This window comes from Rummeliibacillus suwonensis (assembly GCF_007896435.1).
GTDB lineage: Bacteria > Bacillota > Bacilli > Bacillales_A > Planococcaceae > Rummeliibacillus > Rummeliibacillus suwonensis.
Map to the genome: position 1 here is coordinate 1,855,819 of NZ_VCBL01000001.1, position 18,854 is coordinate 1,874,672.

12 protein-coding genes and 1 tRNA gene are annotated in these 18,854 nt (G+C 35.4%); 4 read left to right on the forward strand and 9 right to left on the reverse strand.

Going from position 1 to position 18,854, the window contains the following annotated elements; genetic code table 11:
• Positions 1-141 precede the first annotated feature (141 nt).
• The 7 genes from FEU33_RS08590 to FEU33_RS08620 all read right to left on the reverse strand — a co-directional run bounded on the left by FEU33_RS08590 (position 142) and on the right by FEU33_RS08620 (position 8,463).
• On the reverse strand, positions 142-1,419 hold the full coding sequence (locus FEU33_RS08590) for a right-handed parallel beta-helix repeat-containing protein (protein ID WP_146548970.1): 1,278 nt from the start codon (positions 1,417-1,419) through the stop codon (positions 142-144).
• A 792-nt stretch (positions 1,420-2,211) separates the two neighbouring features.
• Complete coding sequence (locus FEU33_RS08595) at positions 2,212-3,828, reverse strand: N-acyl-D-amino-acid deacylase family protein (RefSeq protein WP_146548971.1); 1,617 nt, start codon at positions 3,826-3,828, stop codon at positions 2,212-2,214.
• Positions 3,821-5,026, reverse strand: coding sequence for a YgeY family selenium metabolism-linked hydrolase (locus FEU33_RS08600; RefSeq protein ID WP_146548972.1), 1,206 nt, complete (start codon positions 5,024-5,026; stop codon positions 3,821-3,823). Before FEU33_RS08600 ends, FEU33_RS08595 begins: the two co-directional genes overlap by 8 nt.
• Positions 5,001-6,242 (reverse strand): diaminopropionate ammonia-lyase, encoded by a 1,242-nt coding sequence (locus FEU33_RS08605; RefSeq protein ID WP_146548973.1) that lies wholly within the window; start codon positions 6,240-6,242, stop codon positions 5,001-5,003. Before FEU33_RS08605 ends, FEU33_RS08600 begins: the two co-directional genes overlap by 26 nt.
• A 9-nt stretch (positions 6,243-6,251) precedes the next feature.
• The gene (locus FEU33_RS08610; RefSeq protein ID WP_146548974.1) at positions 6,252-6,974 is read right to left on the reverse strand and encodes an amino acid ABC transporter ATP-binding protein; all 723 of its coding nucleotides are present in this window, start codon (positions 6,972-6,974) and stop codon (positions 6,252-6,254) included.
• Entirely contained in the window at positions 6,967-7,623 is a 657-nt protein-coding gene (locus FEU33_RS08615) for an amino acid ABC transporter permease (RefSeq protein WP_146548975.1), read from the reverse strand. The genes FEU33_RS08610 and FEU33_RS08615 overlap by 8 nt, the downstream gene beginning before the upstream one ends.
• Before the next feature lie 12 nt (positions 7,624-7,635).
• Positions 7,636-8,463, reverse strand: coding sequence for a substrate-binding periplasmic protein (locus FEU33_RS08620; protein ID WP_146548976.1), 828 nt, complete (start codon positions 8,461-8,463; stop codon positions 7,636-7,638).
• 233 nt (positions 8,464-8,696) lie between these two features.
• Here FEU33_RS08620 and FEU33_RS08625 point away from each other — a divergent pair, with 233 nt between their 5' ends.
• Entirely contained in the window at positions 8,697-10,394 is a 1,698-nt protein-coding gene (locus tag FEU33_RS08625; RefSeq protein ID WP_146548977.1) for a sigma 54-interacting transcriptional regulator, read from the forward strand.
• A gap of 520 nt (positions 10,395-10,914) precedes the next feature.
• Here the strand turns inward: FEU33_RS08625 and FEU33_RS08630 are convergent.
• Positions 10,915-12,015, reverse strand: a complete 1,101-nt coding sequence (locus tag FEU33_RS08630; protein WP_146548978.1) for an iron-containing alcohol dehydrogenase family protein — start codon at positions 12,013-12,015, stop codon at positions 10,915-10,917.
• A gap of 438 nt (positions 12,016-12,453) precedes the next feature.
• On the opposite strand from FEU33_RS08630, the gene FEU33_RS08635 reads away from it, so the two are divergent.
• Both FEU33_RS08635 and FEU33_RS08640 read left to right on the forward strand, forming a co-directional pair.
• A complete protein-coding gene (locus FEU33_RS08635; protein ID WP_146548979.1) occupies positions 12,454-12,618 on the forward strand; it encodes a YfhD family protein in 165 nt (54 codons plus the stop codon).
• Positions 12,619-13,146: 528 nt separating this feature from the next.
• A tRNA-Arg gene (locus tag FEU33_RS08640) sits at positions 13,147-13,220 on the forward strand.
• A gap of 350 nt (positions 13,221-13,570) precedes the next feature.
• Here FEU33_RS08640 and FEU33_RS08645 read toward each other — a convergent pair.
• Positions 13,571-17,857, reverse strand: coding sequence for a DUF559 domain-containing protein (locus FEU33_RS08645; protein ID WP_146548980.1), 4,287 nt, complete (start codon positions 17,855-17,857; stop codon positions 13,571-13,573).
• A gap of 783 nt (positions 17,858-18,640) precedes the next feature.
• Here FEU33_RS08645 and FEU33_RS18775 point away from each other — a divergent pair.
• On the forward strand, positions 18,641-18,802 hold the full coding sequence (locus FEU33_RS18775; protein WP_186725787.1) for a hypothetical protein: 162 nt from the start codon (positions 18,641-18,643) through the stop codon (positions 18,800-18,802).
• Positions 18,803-18,854 lie beyond the last annotated feature (52 nt).

Here is an 18,854-nt window from a genome sequence, read left to right on the forward strand (position 1 = left end):
GAAAAATACCATTCATCATCAGCTGAATGGTATTTTTTATGGTTCCTATTCTTTCTAATTCTAGTTGGGGGGTTATAAATCTTATCAAGATTATTGATTTTCCTATCCACCCACCAACTTACTGATTTTTGAGGACTATAGTCATGAAATTTTTTCTAAATAATAAATCTTTTCAGGATAACTGTAATCACCAAATGTCTTATTATTGATTCGAATAAAATCTTCTTTCATATTGATAAAGATGTTATTTTGCAATATCTTTTTATTTGATTCGCTAAGCTTATTGTAAATAGGTTTATATTGACTGCCTGTATCTGTATTTTGCCAAACCATAAACTGCATCGCTCTTGGTATAGCTATAAATATATTGTTTTGAATAGTTGGATTACTAACACCACTTAATAAAATTCCTCTAGTTGTATCGTTAGGATCTGCATCGTTCCCAATATTCGTAAATGAATTATTTTCAATAATTGGACTAGACCAGTTCATCACACGGATCGCATCTGAATGCATACTTTGAATGGTATTATTGCGAATAACCACATTTTGATGTAGGCTACCTTCCGAATACTTATGTGTACCTATTGCACGATCTAATCCATCAAATCTGTTACTAATGATGAAAACATCGCTATTCGCTTGTTTATCGTATTTGCTCCACGCATGCGTAAATCCTTTTGTCGTAAGATCAGGTGTATCTAGATTGATCGCTTCTTTATCACGTCCATCTACATGACGAGAGGAAATAAAAGAAGAATTTTTAATCGTTACATTCTTGGATGCATCCAATTCAATAAAATGACCACCATTCATATTTTTAAATTGAATATGATCGATCGTAACATTCTGGTTATGCCCCATTACAATTCCCAATGACTGATCATCATAATTCATATCAATGGAGGCATTTCCTTTGCCAATCATTTTAATATTTTTTTCACCATCAAATTTACCATAAACATGCTTTTTTTGAGCTCTTGATGGACGGATGAATTGAAAAAGCGAATGAGATGGTAGCATCTTTTGTGTCCCAGTACTTGCTTCTTTCACAATAGTCACACCATTTTCAAGCTGGATCGTTACATTTGAAGGAATATATAGAGTATTGGTAATCTTATAGGTTCCCTTTTTTAAAATCAGTTTGCCGCCACCGTTTTTCTCTAGTCTTTCGAGATATGAACGTAGCAAATAATAGGTTTTTGTCTTACGATTATATGTAGAAAATTTTTGCATTTTAGTATCTAATACTTTTGATGCTGTCGTGACAGTATAAGTTGGCTTTGTTTTTGCATTGACCGTTGAAGGGGTTCCTTTTGCAAAACAAACCCCTACTGTAAAGATTAGTGTAACCACTAAAGTTGCTGACGACTTCTTTAGAAGACGTTTCAATACCCCTTTTTCTTTTGAAGTTTTCATATTGAATCCCTGCCCTTTTTCCAGTTATGCTACAAAATTATGTATAGTTACTACTATTATTTATACTATTCTAGAAAGCTATATAAAACATTCACATTGGATGTAAGATTTTCTTATCTTCCAATGTAGCTTAGCTAAACTAATCGGATTTTACCAGCAGCTGAGACCCTGCCTTTTCCAAGTAAAGTTTGGAGCAATCGCCGATGAAAGTTTGTTTGATTCTGATGTGTGTATATATTACTCGTTAATGCAGGTAACTTATATTTACAGGCGTGTTCATTATCCAATTTTTTCTTGCAATATAGGGAGCTAATTTCTGCCTGCTCAACACCTCTAGTATATCTATTCAGTATAACGTATATTTAAGAAAAAAATCTACTAGTAATTGTAGCAAATTAAATGAATATGGTTCTTTATCAAAAAGCTAGGTTGCAGGTTGACTGGTACAGAGCTAGCGTGATTCCTAGGATATTAGCAGCAGCTAGGGAGAATAATTTAAGGAACGGGGAGTCTAAGAACGCCACGTCCCTCTTTGACCAACGTCCCGTTACCCTGAAGCTGCTCATCAGACGTCCCTGAAAACATATTGGCAGAACGGAAGGAAGTCACCCCAAGTTACAGTGATAACAATGAATAAAACAAAGAAATAACTTACTGACCATCTTTTATAAAAAAGAGGACAAATACTAGAACAACAGTATTTGTCCTCTTCATATGATATGGGAATTAATACTTTAATAGGAACCTTTGATAGACCCTTTTTAACTTTTTACAAATTAATATATTGACACTTTACACATGTGATTTTACTTTATTGGTATATTTACGGTGGATTACTTCACCAGCCTGTTGTGGGAAGGTTCGGTCACCAAGTAAAATGATATGGCCGCTAACAATAACTGCATCCATCCCTTCATTATATTGACGCGGCTGTTCATAAGTTGCCTTATCAATGATCGTTTCTTCATCAAAGATGACAATATCAGCAATCATGCCTTCACGAATAATTCCACGATTTTGTAAACCTATGATACGCGCTGGTTGAGATGTCATGCGACGAATCATTTCTTCAAGCGATGTTAGTTTTTCTTCACGAACGTATTTTCCTAAGATTTTCGGGAACGTTCCATATGCACGTGGATGAGGTTCCCCACCGAGGAGGCCATCACTGCCAATTGTTCCCGCTGGATGTGTCAAAATTTTACGAACATCATCTTCATTGATAACGAAGTCGATCATACCTATATTATTTTTTTGGCTTAAAATCAGATTAAGTGCAACTTCAGCAGGATTGGGATTCACATCAATCGCTGCGATTTCTTGAATGGTTTTACCTACACAGTAAGCTTTTTCTTCAGAATTAACGGAAGTAACAATGATGCCATCCCATCCTGCCCAACGTGAAATACTATCCCATCCCCTTAAGCCTGTCTTCATTTCTTCAATCATTTTGAAACGTAGTTCTGGCTTTTCCAGTCTTTCAAGCAATTTTTCCGTACCTCCATCATGTACCCATGGTGGTAAAATAGCGCTTAGCATTGTACTACCAGCGGTATATGGATATTGGTCAAAAGTAACTTCAAGACCGTTTTGACGCGCCTCATCAATTTTTTTAATAACCTCTGGTGATTTTGACCAGTTATCGCGTCCACAGTTTTTCAAATGTGAAAAATGAAGATGAGCTCCAACTTCTGTCATCATATCAATCAGCTCTGTCATAGACTCTAAAATTTCATCACCTTCACTGCGTTGATGAATAACAAGTGGCACACCATATTCAGCTATCACTTCACAAAGTGCTTTTAGTTCACGCATATCCGCAAAACAACAAGGCGGATATATTAAACCAGTTGAAAGGCCAACCGCTCCCTCTTCAAGCGAACGACGAAGTACATTTTGCATTTGTGCAATTTCCTCATCGGTCGCGTAGCGATTCTCAAGTCCCATTACTTCCATTCGAATATTGCCATGTGGTGCAAGCGTTGCAAGATTATAGCTTGGTTTTTTATCTTCGATTTGTGATAGATAGTCCCCTACTGTCATCCAATTCCATTCAATATCAGGAGTACCATCAAGTCCAGCTAAGTTTTTGCGCCAATTTGAAACATGCTCGTCCGGAAGTGGTGCTGCTGCGATGCCATCTTGCCCAAGAAGATCTGTTGTGATACCTTGACGAACTTTTGCTTCAATAATACCCTGCTCTAAAATAACCAAGTCTGAATGTGTGTGCATATCGATGAAACCTGGGCTTACGATATGTCGCTTGGCATCGATTTCTTTTTTCGCCTTTAAATCTGTAAGCTTCCCGATTTTTTCAATTTTATCATCTTGAATAGCAATATCGCTATAATACCAAGGAGAACCAGTCCCATCAATGATTTTTCCGTTACGAATGATTAAATCATACATGTTCTTCACGTCCTTTTGATTGTGTAGGTAAAGCTGTTAATGCTGCCATAAGTGCTGCATAACCTGTTACCGCTTGCGTAAGTTGAGATAGTTGAATATATTCATCATCAATATGAGCCAGATATTCAAAAGATGGACCATATCCAATTGTAGGAATTCCGGCTTCTCCAGCAAAATGACTTCCATTCGTACAAAATGAGTAATGTGTTAATACAGTGGTTGGTTGAACTTGTTGTAATGCTTCTAATGAAGCTTTAACAAAATCTGCTTCTGCATCATACACCCATGCAGGGAAAAAACGTTCCGCTGTAATTGTGGCACCTGTATAACATTGTTCTGAACCTTTTGAGTAATAAGCTTTTGCTTGGAAGGTTGGATCTTCACTTGAGATTTCAGCAATTACTTGTTGAATGCTTGCTAGAATAGATTCCTTTGTTTCACCAACAAGAGTTCTACGATCGAATGTTGCCGTACAATTAGATGGCACAACAGATTTACCTGGATATGGAGCAGACTTAATATCTGTTAATTCTAATAATGCATCTCCTAAAACAGGATGATTGGGTAAGGGGACTTTTTTTACAAGATCCACTAACTTCATCATGTGATAGACTGCATTGACACCTGCTGAGGGATTTGATGAATGTGCCGGTTTACCAATCGTTTCTAAAATAATTTCTGCACGCCCTCGTTGACCTATTGCAAGTTGTAAATTCGTTGCTTCTCCAATAACAACATAGTCAGGCTTTTCTACTCTCGTAATGCTTCGCGAAGCAACTCCTTCAAAACATTCTTCATGAACACTGCAAGATACAATGATGTTCCCTTTAAATTGTTTGTTCGTTTGCTTAGCAAAATCGATGGCTGCGATAATCATTGCGCTCACAGCACCCTTCATATCGGAGGTTCCACGACCATACATCTTGTCACCCACGATTTCTGGATAGAACGGTTTTTTTGTCCAATGTTTGCTATTAACAGGGACTGTATCGATATGCCCATCAAATAATACAGTGGGTCCTTCATTTTTTCCTTTGATCTTCAGTAATACATTCCCTACTTCATCCACATGTACTTCATCAAAATATTTTGCTGCAAAGTCTTGGATTTCTTTTGCAACAGCTTCTTCCTCTCCCGAGTAACTTTGATGTTTGACAAGGGATTGGCATAATTCAATAACTAGTTGCGCTGTATTCATTTATTTGTTCCTCCTTGAAATTGGCATATTGACCATGCCATACAATGTTTTCATAAGAGTTTCGATCTGTATCACCTTCAGTAGAAATCACTAAAATTCGAGCATCTGCCCCTATATGCAAAGTTTCGACAATTTCATTTGAAGCTTGTAGTTGCAATGCATAATAGAGAAGTCCGAGTGTAACAGCACCTGATTCTCCAGAAATTACACGAGGATCACCCGTTATCGGATTGCCATATACACGCATTCCAAGTGCAGCAATTTCATCAGTACATGAGAATGCCGCAGTTGCCAAATATGACAATAGGTCATATGCAAAAGTATTAGGTTCCCCACAAGCAAGACCTGCCATAATGGTCTGCATATCCCCATCCATCGTTTTCATCTTGCAAGTTCTAAAAGATTCAAAAAAACAACAAGCTGGTTTCGCTTCAACAATTCCGATGGTTAAATCCCTCTGCAAAAATTGGTTAAGGCTTACAGCGACAGCTCCAGCAAATGAACCAACACCCGCTTGTAATAAAATATGTGTTGGTGGCTCTAATTGTTGTTCCTCTAATTGTTGAACGATTTCAAGTGCCAAAGTGCTATAACCTTGCATAATCCATAGAGGAATTTCTTCATATCCACCCCATGCAGTGTCTTGAATCATGATCCAGCCGTTTTCTTTCGCGAGCGTTGCACAATGTCGAACACAATCGTCATAATTCAAATCCGTTATTAATACATCAGCACCTTCCTCTTGAATCACTTTTAAACGTTGAGTAGTTGAACCTTTTGGCATCCGTACAACAGCTTTTTGCCCAAGCTCTCGTGCAGCCCATGCCACTCCGCGTCCATGATTACCATCCGTCGCCGTTATAAATGTGATTGGCTGTAATTTTTCTTCTGCTTGTTGTTTTAGCATGTCGAAAGATAAGTTTTCAAAAGGAAGATCGAGGACTCTCGCCATATATTTTCCAACTGCTACAATGCCACCTAATACTTTGAAAGCATTTAAACCAAATCGTTGCGATTCATCTTTTACCATGATAGAAGCAACTCCACATTTTTTTGCTAATTCCTTCAGTTCATAGAGAGGCGTTTTTGTATATCTAGAATGAGATTCTTGAAAATTTAAAATATTTAGAATTTCATGTTTTTGAAATGGTGTACGATGTCTTCTTTCCAATGGCTTTGGACCAAATGGATTTTTGGCTATTTGAATACCTATCATTTTCCCCTCCTAAGCAAGAATGCGACTTAAAAATGTATTTGTACGTTCATGTTGTGGATTACGCAGAACCTGTTCAGGTGTCCCATCTTCTACAATCCTTCCTTGATCCATAAAAATGACCCGATCTGCTACTTCATTTGCAAAACCCATTTCATGTGTAACAACCACCATTGACATACCGTTTTTGGCAAGATGGGTCATAACATTCAATACTTCTCCAACAAGTTCGGGATCAAGTGCGGAAGTTGGTTCATCAAAAAGCATTAATTCTGGTTCCATGGCAAGTGCTCGAGCTATTGCTACCCGCTGCTGTTGCCCTCCAGATAGATTAGAAGGATAAAAGTCAAAGCGTTCACTTAGACCTACTGTTGTTAATAATTCTTCTGCTTTTCTTTTTGCAGTCTCTTTATTTTTCTTTTTTACCCAGATAGGCGCTTCCATCACATTCTCTATAGCTGTTAAATGTGGGAATAAATTAAACCGTTGAAATACCATACCTAATTCTTGACGTATGCGTTTCTTCGACTCTTTCCCTTGTACAAGATCTTGCTTATAATACATTTCTCCTTCTTCAATTGCTTCCAAAAGATTCATACAACGTAAAAGCGTACTTTTCCCGGAACCTGAGGGCCCAATTATTACAGTGCGTTCGCCTTTTTCAATCTGCAAATTAATATCATATAATACTTGCTTTTTTCCAAAATATTTATTGACATGACGCATTTCAATCATAAACCCTCATTCCTTTCTCCAAGCGACTCGCAATAAACATTAAAACGGATGTAATGACTAGATAGATGGCTGCAATGATGAGATAGACCTCCAAACTATGGAAAGTTGATGTAATGATTGATTCTCCTGTTCGGAACAATTCCGTAATGGTTAATAACGATACCATAGATGAATTTTTAACCGTCATAACAAATTGATTGACCATAGCTGGTACTAATATTTTTAACGCTTGTGGACCGATAATACGATACATGGCAAGCGGCTTCGACATTCCCAGCGCGGCTGCCGCCTCATATTGCCCTTTATCTACTGCTTGTAACGCAGATCGTACAATTTCAGTCGCATAGGCCCCTGTATTCAAGGATAAACCAAGAACTGCAGCTTGAAATGGTGTAAATTGTACCCCTAATTGAGGAATACCAAAATAAATGATGAACAGTTGTACTAACAATGGTGTCCCACGAAATACCCAAACGTAAAATTCCGTTATTTTACGTAAGATAAAAATAGGCGAAAGTTTACTAAATGCACCCAAAATGGCCAGCACTAATCCGATGACTAAAGATAGAAATGAAATTTGGATCGTCATCCATGCCCCTTCGACTAAGGCAGGGATAAAAGGAGTTAATACTGAGAAGTCTAATCCCATATCATCTACCTCCTATTGATTGTTTTCTAACCATTTTTTAAATAGTTGATCTTTTTCCCCACTTTTCTCCATTTCGGCCAATACCTTATTGACCTCTGATATTAAACTATCATTCCCTTTTGAAGCAGCAATTCCTAGCTCTGAATGATCTAGCTCTTTTCCAACAATTTCGAGATTGCTATCAGGATATGTTTGGAAGTAACCTAATTGATTTAGGTAATCATTAACAACCACATCTACTCGACCTATTTCTAAGTCTTTTATCGCATCCAACGCTTCTTTGTAGGCTACGATTTTAATGTTAGCACCCTCTGCCTTTAATTTTTGTGCAACTTGTTCGCTTGTCGCCCCTGCTTTCACACCAACTTTTTTACCATCTAAATCTTTTTTAGAGGAAATACTTTTATCGGTTTTTGCTTTAACAAGAACCATGCCTGTATCTAAGTATGGATCTGCAAAATCAACTACTTCTTTTCTTTCATCTGTGATATACATTGCCCCAATCACTAAATCCACCTGCTTGTTTTGTAGTGATGGTACAAGAGCTGTAAATTGCATTTGTTTCCACTCCACATCTACACCTAATGCCTTTCCAATCTTGTTTCCTAGATCAATATCATAACCAACTAATTTCTGTGTTTTTTTATCCAAATATTCGAATGGATAATAGTCACCAGTTGCAATCACGATTTTTCCCTTTTTCTTAATACCATCTACTGTGTTATCCTCTGAAGATGTATGAGTATCCTTCGCTTTTGAACTGCTGTCATTAGACCCACACCCAGCAAGTACTAAACATACTGTTGCAAGCATAACCCAAATGATGTTTTTCAATTTCATATTTTCACGCCTCCTTAGTGTTAAGAAAACTAACTTTAGTCTAGCTTTCTTTTATGAATAAAGTATAAAATGAATAAAAAAATCGCAAAAGTCTCAAAATGAGATAGATTTATATTAAAAACGTATTTATTTACGTTAAAAAATATGACATCATAGTTATATAAAACATCACATATAAATTATAAGTCTCATTTTGAAACAAAAATCTTATTTTGAGATTGGAGCGGAAAAATATGAACAATTTTGATCTAAAAACAATTCAATTGCCTATTCAGCAAATCGTTAATGCTATTGCTTCTGTTTTAAAGATAGAAATAGAGGTTGCAGATAAGCATCTTTTTCGAGTAGCCGGTACCGGTCAAATAAAATCGCAAATTTGGAAAGAAATGAATGGTGAGGACCTCATTTATAAACGATGTATTCAAACCAAACAAACGATAGTTATTGAAAATCCTGGATTTAACTCATTTTGTTCTGGTTGCTTACACTTTGGGCATTGTAAAGAGCATGGGGAAATTTGCTGTCCGATTATATTAGATGGTGAAGCTATTGGTGTCATCGGTTTAATTGCTTTTGATAAAATCCAGCAGCAACGACTTTTTACACATAAAGTAGAAAACATTGCATTTCTTGAACAAATTGCACAAATAATCGCTACAAAAATGCAAGAAACAAAATTTTACAAAAACTATATCGTTTCGCAAAAAAAAATATCGACGATTTTTGATTACGTCGATACGGGTATTATTTCCATCAATCAGGATGGCGCATGTGAATATGTCAGTAAGGGAGCACTCCATATGCTCCATATGGATGAAGCAATCGAATCTTTCGTGCTACAACAACTACTTGAACAAGCCGAAAACATACCCAATAGTGGCAGAACAGTTTTTATAGATATTCATGATACAATCCATAAATTTCATATGAAGTATCAAAAAATTGAAGGAAATCAAGCTGTCATTATGCTAGATAACCCTAAAAATATCGAATCTATCAGCCATTCACTACTGAATGCACCTTTGCAAAATCAAAGATTAATAGGAAATCATCCGTCCATTCAAAATATCCGTAACAAAATGAGTAAATTTTCCAACAATTCTATGCCCATCCTTATTATTGGTGAGCAAGGGACCGGGCGGAGTTATATCGCAGAACTAATTCATCAGCAAAGCCCATTGAAAGACAAGCCATTTCATCGTTTCAACTGTTCATACTATTCTGAGGAACAACTATTAAAACAATTATTTGGCTATCATATGAATACTGAATATCTTAAAGGAAAACTAGAACTGGCACACCAAAGTACAATTCTGATCGAAGAAATCGAAACGATGCCGATTAATGTACAAGCCCGATTCATGAAATTTTTAGAAGATGGTCTTATTTTTCGAAAAGGAAAACTTTATCCAATCAATACTCGCATTATCGTTTCGTCTAACCACTACCTCATAAAACAAATGAAAGAAGGTCTTTTCCGTAAAGATTTATATTACAAACTTAATATTACACCTATCCATGTCCCCACCTTACACGAACGAAGTGAAGACATATTACCTTTGGCTGAAAACTTTTTGAAGCAAAATAGTCCAACTAAAAGTCGCCAGTTCTCTCGTGAAGCAAAGATCATTTTAGAAAATTATACTTGGCCTGGAAATATCAAAGAACTAGAAAATGTTATAGCCTATATTTGCGATATGACGGAAGATCCAATTATCTGTCCACAGCATTTACCTGAATTTTTAACAAGACTCGAACAGCAAAATAATATTGAGAAATTTAATCTACAAACGATTGAAATAAAGACCATCACTGAAGTCTTAGAGACCATCAAACGTGTTGGTGGTAGCAAGGATCAAGCTGCACAGCTTCTTGGAATTAGTCGAGCAACGTTATTTAGGAAAATTAAGGATTACCAAATAGGTCCATGATTTTGTTGAAACAAATCTTCAACGTCTTATATCTCTAAACAAAATTTTGTAACTCTTTCTGTTTGTATAATTCGTAATTTTTCTATCACATAAGATGAACGAATATATATTTTAAAGTTACCTCACGAAAAATGCTGTTTCATCGTAAAATTTCATGTTACTTTTTTCTACATTTAATCTTATCTTAATTTCTAAAAAAATGGATCGTATCATAAAAAGAGCCTTAAGTATAATTTAGGAAATAATAGGATTTAATGTAAATATAGAAAAATAAAACCGTATGAAAACAAGTTTTATAAATTTGATTTCATACGGTTTATTTATTTTAATAAAGCTTCTTCAATAGGTAGAAATTTCAAAATATTCTAAAAAAAGGACAAAACATAAGTGATATGATTCGATTCATAGCTTATACTTACAGAATTTTCACTCGATAAGTTAGAGGTAAATTTTCAGCAGTGCTTTTTAATCAATCGAACCCCATCGCAAACCATTCCACATCTAATATGACTTCCGTATTTTAGTGCAAACTCAGTTGCGTTGAAAATTGTTCTAATTCTACCATTGCTTCACTGACCTTAGCTGGTGTAATCTCCCCAATTGGAATCACATGGATGGATTCTTGTGGGAGCGTTGCTTTTTCGGCTACTTGTTGAACCGCCTTATCCGTTAGTTCTTCAATGCCCAATTCTTTTAAGGATAGCGGTAAACCTAATTGTTGATAGAATGGGATAAGTGCCTTAATTTCATCCCAACGATTTTCCAATACTAATTGAACTAAAATACCATAAGAAACTTTTGCCCCATGTAATGCATGATGTGTTTCATCTAAAACTGTCAACCCATTATGAATCGAATGTGCGCCAGCTGTTCGTCCAAAATGATCTCCAAAGCCGCCGACCATTCCTGCGTAAACAATAATTGTCTCCACAACTTTAATAAAATCTTCGTTCAAATTTCCATTTTCAATAGCATGAACAGCCGCAGCCGATGATTGTAACAATATGTCTTTACATTCCTTGGCAGCATAATGAGAAATCATCATTGGTACAGTTTTGTGATCAATCGTTTTTAATTGAACATCTCCTTCGTACCATTTTGCTAATGTATCCCCTATTCCAGCTATAAACAAATCAATTGGAGCACGGACAAGTATTTCAGGCTCGATTAACAATAGGCTTGTAGAAACAGGGTAAATTTCAAAACCCTTGAAAGTACCAAAACTATCATATAATACGCTGATTGGGGTCCAAGGAGAACAATTAGAAGCTAATGTTGGGATTAGAATAACAGGTTTGCTGGTTTTATTTCCTGCTGCTTTCACCAAATCTAAAACCTTGCCACCACCGACGCCAATAATTGCTTCATCATTATGAGCAGTGACTAAGTTTGAAACTTTCTCGATTTCATCCAATGAGCACTCCCCACTATATGTATACTCCTCCGTCTCGATTTCTTTTAAATTTGGCCAGTAATCTTTAGCTGCTGCCCATGATTTTACGCCATGAACGACCAAAACTTTTCTTAAATTTCTTTCTACTAATTTAGATTCTAAAAGTTCTAAAGCACCTTTTTGTAAAATATATTCACTCGGTGCACCGTGTACATGAATTGTTTTCAATGCTTTCACTCTTTCTGTTATATAGAATACTTTACCCTACATTATAGAACTTCATTTGTATCTTTCAAAGATTATTTTATATATTTTTAAAATTATTTGAATCAATTTCATAATGTAGAATTCAGATGAAAAAATACGAGCATTTCTTCACATATATACATCAATATTCAGATTTGTATGTTTCGTTCCAGACGGCGCTTTCCTTGGGCTTGGCTTCAATCTCCTCGAGTCAAATGAAACTTCACAAAGTTGGAGGATTTTTTATCTCTGCTGTACATTAGACCGAGCTTAACTGATTCCCCCATCATCCTCTTATTTAAATTTCGCAGTGGATATTTACGACTTTTGATCAATAGTAAAGTCGCTTTTCTTATTTGAGTGATAAAAATTCATTTTAAAGCCATATTAAGGATGTTCTAAAAAGAAAGGAGAATTATGATGGGAAGAGACAACAAACAAGGTAAAAGTAAAAATAAGGCTTCACTACCTCAGACACCTGCCAATCAAAAAATAGCTCCCTCTCAAGCAAGGGAAGAAGTAGCTAAAGAATTAGCTGAGCTAGAAAAATTGACCACTCACAATAGAAATCAACCAAAAAAGTAGGCTGTTTTCACCTGACGCAAAAAGGAAATCGTTACTTTACTAAAGGAATATTGAAGTGCTTGCTGCAGTGGATTCTCTGTTTGGATGATAAGGGGAAATTCATACAATCGGAACTTACTATTAAGATAAACCGCTTAGCAAAAACGGCTACAGTATGAAACATTGGCTTGAAGCAAGATCTGAATGAAAAAATGATTTGATACAAAAAAGTATCCCACAGACAATCCGTCTCGTGGGATTTTATTATGATAAAATAACACTTTCTACAATTCATATTTTCAATAGAAAAGAACCCACTCTTTCCAAAAAAACAGATTACTCCCCGTACACATAGTTTTTCGCAAAATTTACTATGTAAACAATAATTATTGCTACTACTTGAAATTTGTCTATAATTTGTGAACAAAACATGTTATAATATTATCTTGTAAAACTGATATAATGGAATGGTTAAGCTTTAATGGATATTTTTTTTAGTATGTAGCCATTTTGGTGTTCTTTTATATCTATGGTTCATTTACCTATTGAGCCCTTATAGCTCAGCTGGATAGAGCAAAAGTTTCCTAAACTTTAGGTCGCAGGTTCAAGTCCTGTTAAGGGCATCACCAAGCCATTCAAAGTCCCATTGGATCACATCCAATGGGACTTTTTCATTGATCAATCCTTTGAATTTATAAAAATCCACTCTTTCTGTCGATTTATTTGCCAAATAGATCGGCAAATTTATTTGCTCTTTCTCTGCGTTTATTCGCTAGTTTGATAGATTTATTCGCTCTCTCTATCTGTTTATTTGCTCTTTCCATACGTTTATTCGCTCTATTTAAAACTTTATTCGCCCTTACATCCATTTAAAAGTCGCTATTCTTTGACATATTTTAAATGAGCGAAACTTTTTCGAGAGGCCGATCTAAAACTTTTTAGATTTTTGAAACAGCTCCATGCATTTTATTCTCTACTCAACGATTTTCGTATACCAAGCTGGATTGCCTTTTGTTGTTTGACTGCCTTTGCTCACATAGCGGAATGATACATTGCACGCTTCTAATTTTTCCATAAATGGTTTGATATCCTCATTGGCCACTACCCATAGACTACCATCTTGTAGTCGATAATCGACAATTTCAAAGCCTAAATCTTGTAAAAATTGAACGACTGAAGTTTTCCCTTGTATAACTACATTTTGAATGAGTTCTGACGGTATATCATTTAAATTTGAAATGGAGAAGATTTTAGATTCCTTATTTTTGTTCGTCAAAATGACGGCTGGAATTTTAGAAAGATCTTCTGTTTCTGTTGCGAATGCTTTGTTTAAAATCGATTCTTCTTTTAGTGTGTCACGTTGGGTTACATGCTTTTGAGGATCTGAAAGTTCTTTTATTTTTTCTCTTGCACCAGATGAATGGGGTTTTTTTGTTTGGATCTGAAATTGTATACTAGGTTCTTGCTCATGCTTAACATTCAAATGGAAATCATGGAGTACTTTTTCATTTTCTTCTTCCCCAATTGGATAGATCCCCAATTTTGAAAGAGCTGCCCAAAGACCTTCCATCGTTTTTTCTTGATCAGCATAGAAATCTTTGCCGCTTACACGCCAGAATACCCAGCCAGCTTTTTCTAACGCCTCTTGTTTCAAGAGATTCTCTTCATATTTCTTGGTTCCTTGCCACTTTTCTCCGTCGCATTCAACAGCTAAGCGTTCACGAAGCCCTTCAATCACAAAATCAATTTTATAGTTTCCCACTTCAAATTGTGGAATCACATAATACCCTTTTGATAAAATCCATTTCAATACGTCGATCTCAAAAATCGATTCACACTGCGGTTCCAGCTGTTCTGCCCTTAATGGCAATTGCTCACGCACGAATGGAATATTTTTTGGAATCGATTGATCGTCGTCTTGTAATGTTAATTTACTGTCTTGCGGGAAACTTTGTTCACCAATCTTGAAAATCGAAATATCTCCATCATATAAAGAATTGTTTGGTACGTCTTGTATATAACGATGAATAAGTCCTGCCACTACATCACGATTAATATCGATTGTGGATGGAGGTGCTGACGTTTCTTTTCCTAAAATAATAGTCTTTTCGCCTCTTACTAAAACATTCAGAGTTGACAGATCATACTGAACGCTGCCATCTATAATAATAAGATCGAATTTTTCACTTTCAATTGGAAATGTTTGCAACACTTGTTGAATCGGCATGATCCAAACAGGAATAGTAGATTGAGCCTTTTTTAATGATTCGCGTGCTCCCTCTATAAACTTAAATGCATGCCTTCCCTTTCCAGATCCTATTTTTTTTCTGTAAAATTTCCAGTCTTTAAGCACGGATTTTTCTTCATCCGTTAAGCGCTCCAATTGAAATGCCCATGTTGCATCCTTGATAATCTTTTGTATTAAATTCTTTTGTGCTTTGCGTTCATTTTGAAGCTGTTTTTTCAATGATCTGCTATTGATATCCCCATCCTCTTTTAACCATGTCTCCATTTTCTTCAGTGTAAATGCCTCTTGATAAAAAGTCGGTTCTAATTTGACTTCACCAAAATGATGGGTGATATACTCAACTGTCGATGGCAATTTCTCCGCTAGTTTATCTGCATGCTTTCTCCATTTGTCGATCGTCGGAATTTTTTGGTGTAGTTCTTTCAGATTTCGCAATAAAATTTGCCAAGTTTCAAAATCCTTTTCCTGCAACGCCGTTAAAAATTGATGGGCAATAGGATGAATATTTTCAATTTGCGTTAGATTTTCAAGTTTTTCAATTTCTTCTTCATAAGTTTGTTGCCATTTTGTAAATTTAATATAATTTAATGTATGATCAATTTTGACACTCAAATTTCCGTAAAATACTTCATCGAAAAGATCCCCTAACTGAAGGCCCTCTATTTGAAGCTTTGCAGATAACGCAGCATTTAATTCTACAATATCGATGATTTCTTCTAATATAGCCATTCTTTCTTCCATTAATTGAGGAAATTCCTGAGCGGTTATATCGATTTCTGGAATCCCAACTTCACTCATATTTTGATTGAATAATCTCGCTAACTTTGTAATCAGCCCTTTATATTCTAAATACTTTTCAAGGGTGATGATATCTTCTAATTTTCTAAGAGGCCTTCCATTTAGAACAGCTGTTTGGAATAAATATTTCGTTGATTTTCCTTTTCCAATGAAGAAAAAAGGATTCGGTTTTTTACCAGACAAAATACGTTCTCTCGCTATTTCTAAATCGTAATAAATCTCACTCATTAATTTTTTAGGCAATATGATTCTTTCATGTATTAAATCAGCATATAAAGAAGATGCTTTTTGATTATTTTGTACGATTTCATCAATGAGTTGAACCCAATACTCTTTTCGTTTCTCCGTTGAAAGTAAATCTCGGATAAAGGTTGTATAAACTTCGTCTTCTATTACATGGCGAGTTTCAATTATTTCTTCTACTATGTCCTTCATAATGAGTAATGTAGATTTTTTGGAAAGTACGTCTTCAATAGGTAATATATAGTCCGTATCTATGTCTTTCGATATTTTTTCTTCTTCCTCTACTAATGTCCTAAATGCGGGTTTGCTTAAAAGATTATTTTGAATGGACGGTAAATTTATATGGAGTAACAATGCATCTTCTTTTGTCAAGGAATTCTGTATCGTGCAAAATTCTGTCCATTCTTCAGAGCTTAATGGGAATTTCATAATAAGTGGGAGTTCATCTTTTAACCATTGATACGCCACATTTGTTTCTGCAAGACGTTTCGCAATATCATATTTAAATAATGGCTGATTGTCATGCAAAATAGGTGTCCCTTCCGATTTTGCATATTGTTTAAGGTCTTTTTTACATATTTCTTCATTTTGAACACTTTGCTGTAATAATTGTTGGTTTCTTCGTACTTTTTCTTTCAATTCTTGAATATTGAGCGTTTCTGTCTTATCAGCAATTACTTGCAGAGACTGTTCAATTTCTTGATCAGAACTCTCATCATCTAATAGTGGGACACATAGATCTCGAATTTCTTTAGGTAATTGCTTCTTCAATCCACTCAAAGGGCTATCCTTTTGTGTGGTAATGAGGACTCTTTTTCCCTCCGTTAAATAATGGCTGACTAAATTGGCAACGGCAACCGTTTCGTCTGTATTAGGTGCGATTTGAACCGTCACGCTATGATTTTTTTCCACACGCTTCGCAATTTCCTTTTGTTGTTCAGAAGAAGATAATGGAAAATAGAGTTGATTAGCTAGTGTAGATTGTAGAAAATTAGCCTTTTGTGATTTTGTTTTTGAGACATTTCCTAAAATATTTCGTATGGAATTCGGTAGTTCCAGACTTTCTTGATCGATTGCCTTAATGATTTGCTTCAAATCACCTTTCAGAAGCTTATGATTATTTTGACGAACGATTAAATAGGATTTATCGATAATGACCGGAATATTTTTGCCATACAATCCACCTTCGTTTTCGATAAAACGCCCATTTGGATTTAAAAGCTTCGCTAATTTTTTCCACTCTTCTGTAAGTTCCGCTGTAAAATTTGTATTTTCTATTTTTTTAATAAGAGCCTTGAGATCATCATTATTTGGTATCGGTAGTTCATCCAATAAGTCTTCCTCGAATTTTAATCCTTTTGTTTCTTCTGTTAATACAATCATGTCCGTTTCTGCATTTTTTGAAATCAAAACCTTTGTCGTAAACAAAGGAAGCTCAATATCTTCTCTTTCTGCTATCCCACCCCATTTTAATAATCCTCTCGACAGCACTAATTCAATGCCATCACTTTCCTGTTCCCACTGATTGAAAATTTCAAGAAGTTCAGCATAGAAATGATTCGCACGATCAAACCGTCTTTTTTTGGCTGCCCATTCTTTCCACTCAGATAATTGTTGATCATTTTTGTTGTTTTTGCTTTCTTTAAAAATCTCTTCGATTTTTTTATGGTTTTGGATAGAAGCGATTCCTGATTGTTTATTTAGTTTAAAATTTGACCATTTGACTAACTCAGGATACGGTCTTGGGCAAACAAGTACAGTATGTTTGAGGGTTGGTTTATGTATTTCCAATAAGTTGGATGGTTGCCCACATTGATTACCAATCGTACATTCGTCAATTTCCGCTAGTTCATCAAAAGCCCATACTTTCTCATAATCCTGAATGGATCGAACTGTTTTATGATTCAAAGATGAAAGAGCTAATAAATATTCAAAAAAACGTTTCTCTTTATCATTTAATTGTTTCTGCACAATCAACACTCCTATCTTTTTTCAGATATACACTAGAATCAATCATCTACACCCTTATAACTACTTAAATATATGCTTTAAAAAATGGACTATTCCTTGTTATAGCGATAAATATCAAAAAGTGAAGTCTTCGTGCTTTATTATGTGAAATATTAATTTGAACAAAGTAAAGCTTCCATCAGTGGGGTTTTCTTCATCTTCCCACTGAAATAGAGGAACGGAAGTGAAAAGGGCTACGTCCTGTGGCAACACCTGAGGACATCTTGTTGGCCCGAACCAATCGGACTTTTATGGGCAATTGATCCCTCACCTATCATCTTTCTCGTTTCTTCCTAAACCTTGTGGCGGGGGTCTTACTGCTCGTTAATGCGGGATAAATAAACAACATTTTGCACCCCGAAATAGTGCTCCTGAATACTTCTTAATATAAGATGAATGTTTACTGGACAAACGCATAGGCACATTTTTTTGTATAACATATCTTATACATATCATTTAAAAAGCATGCTAAGTAAGCCTTGTTCTTTTTTTAGAAAATTTTCTTTCTAAAGAAGGAATATTGACAAACAGGTAGAATATATTATTATAGTATTCAAAATTTTCTTTCTAATTATGTATCTTTCCATTCACCATGATTTAACCGAATAGCATTTCATCCAGTCATCTAGATGTCATATCAATGTCCATCATTTTTTCACAATCCTGAGTTCTATTTTTACTATTTCTGCAATATCATACATAAACAAATTTCTGTTTATGAAATTATAAAAGGAGATGATCAATATGAAAGTAGTTTTAATCAACGGCCAATATCTCGCAATTATCAATGATTCACAAGTAATCGAAACAAAAGAGTTACCAGAAGGGATGAATCTTGGCGTGATGGGAGAAGTCGAATACGACCACCAAACAGGACAGATCATTGTAGATGGACAGATTTTATAATCTGTATCCATCTTTTTTATTGCTGAGGATTCTGCTCTATCCACGGTTTAGA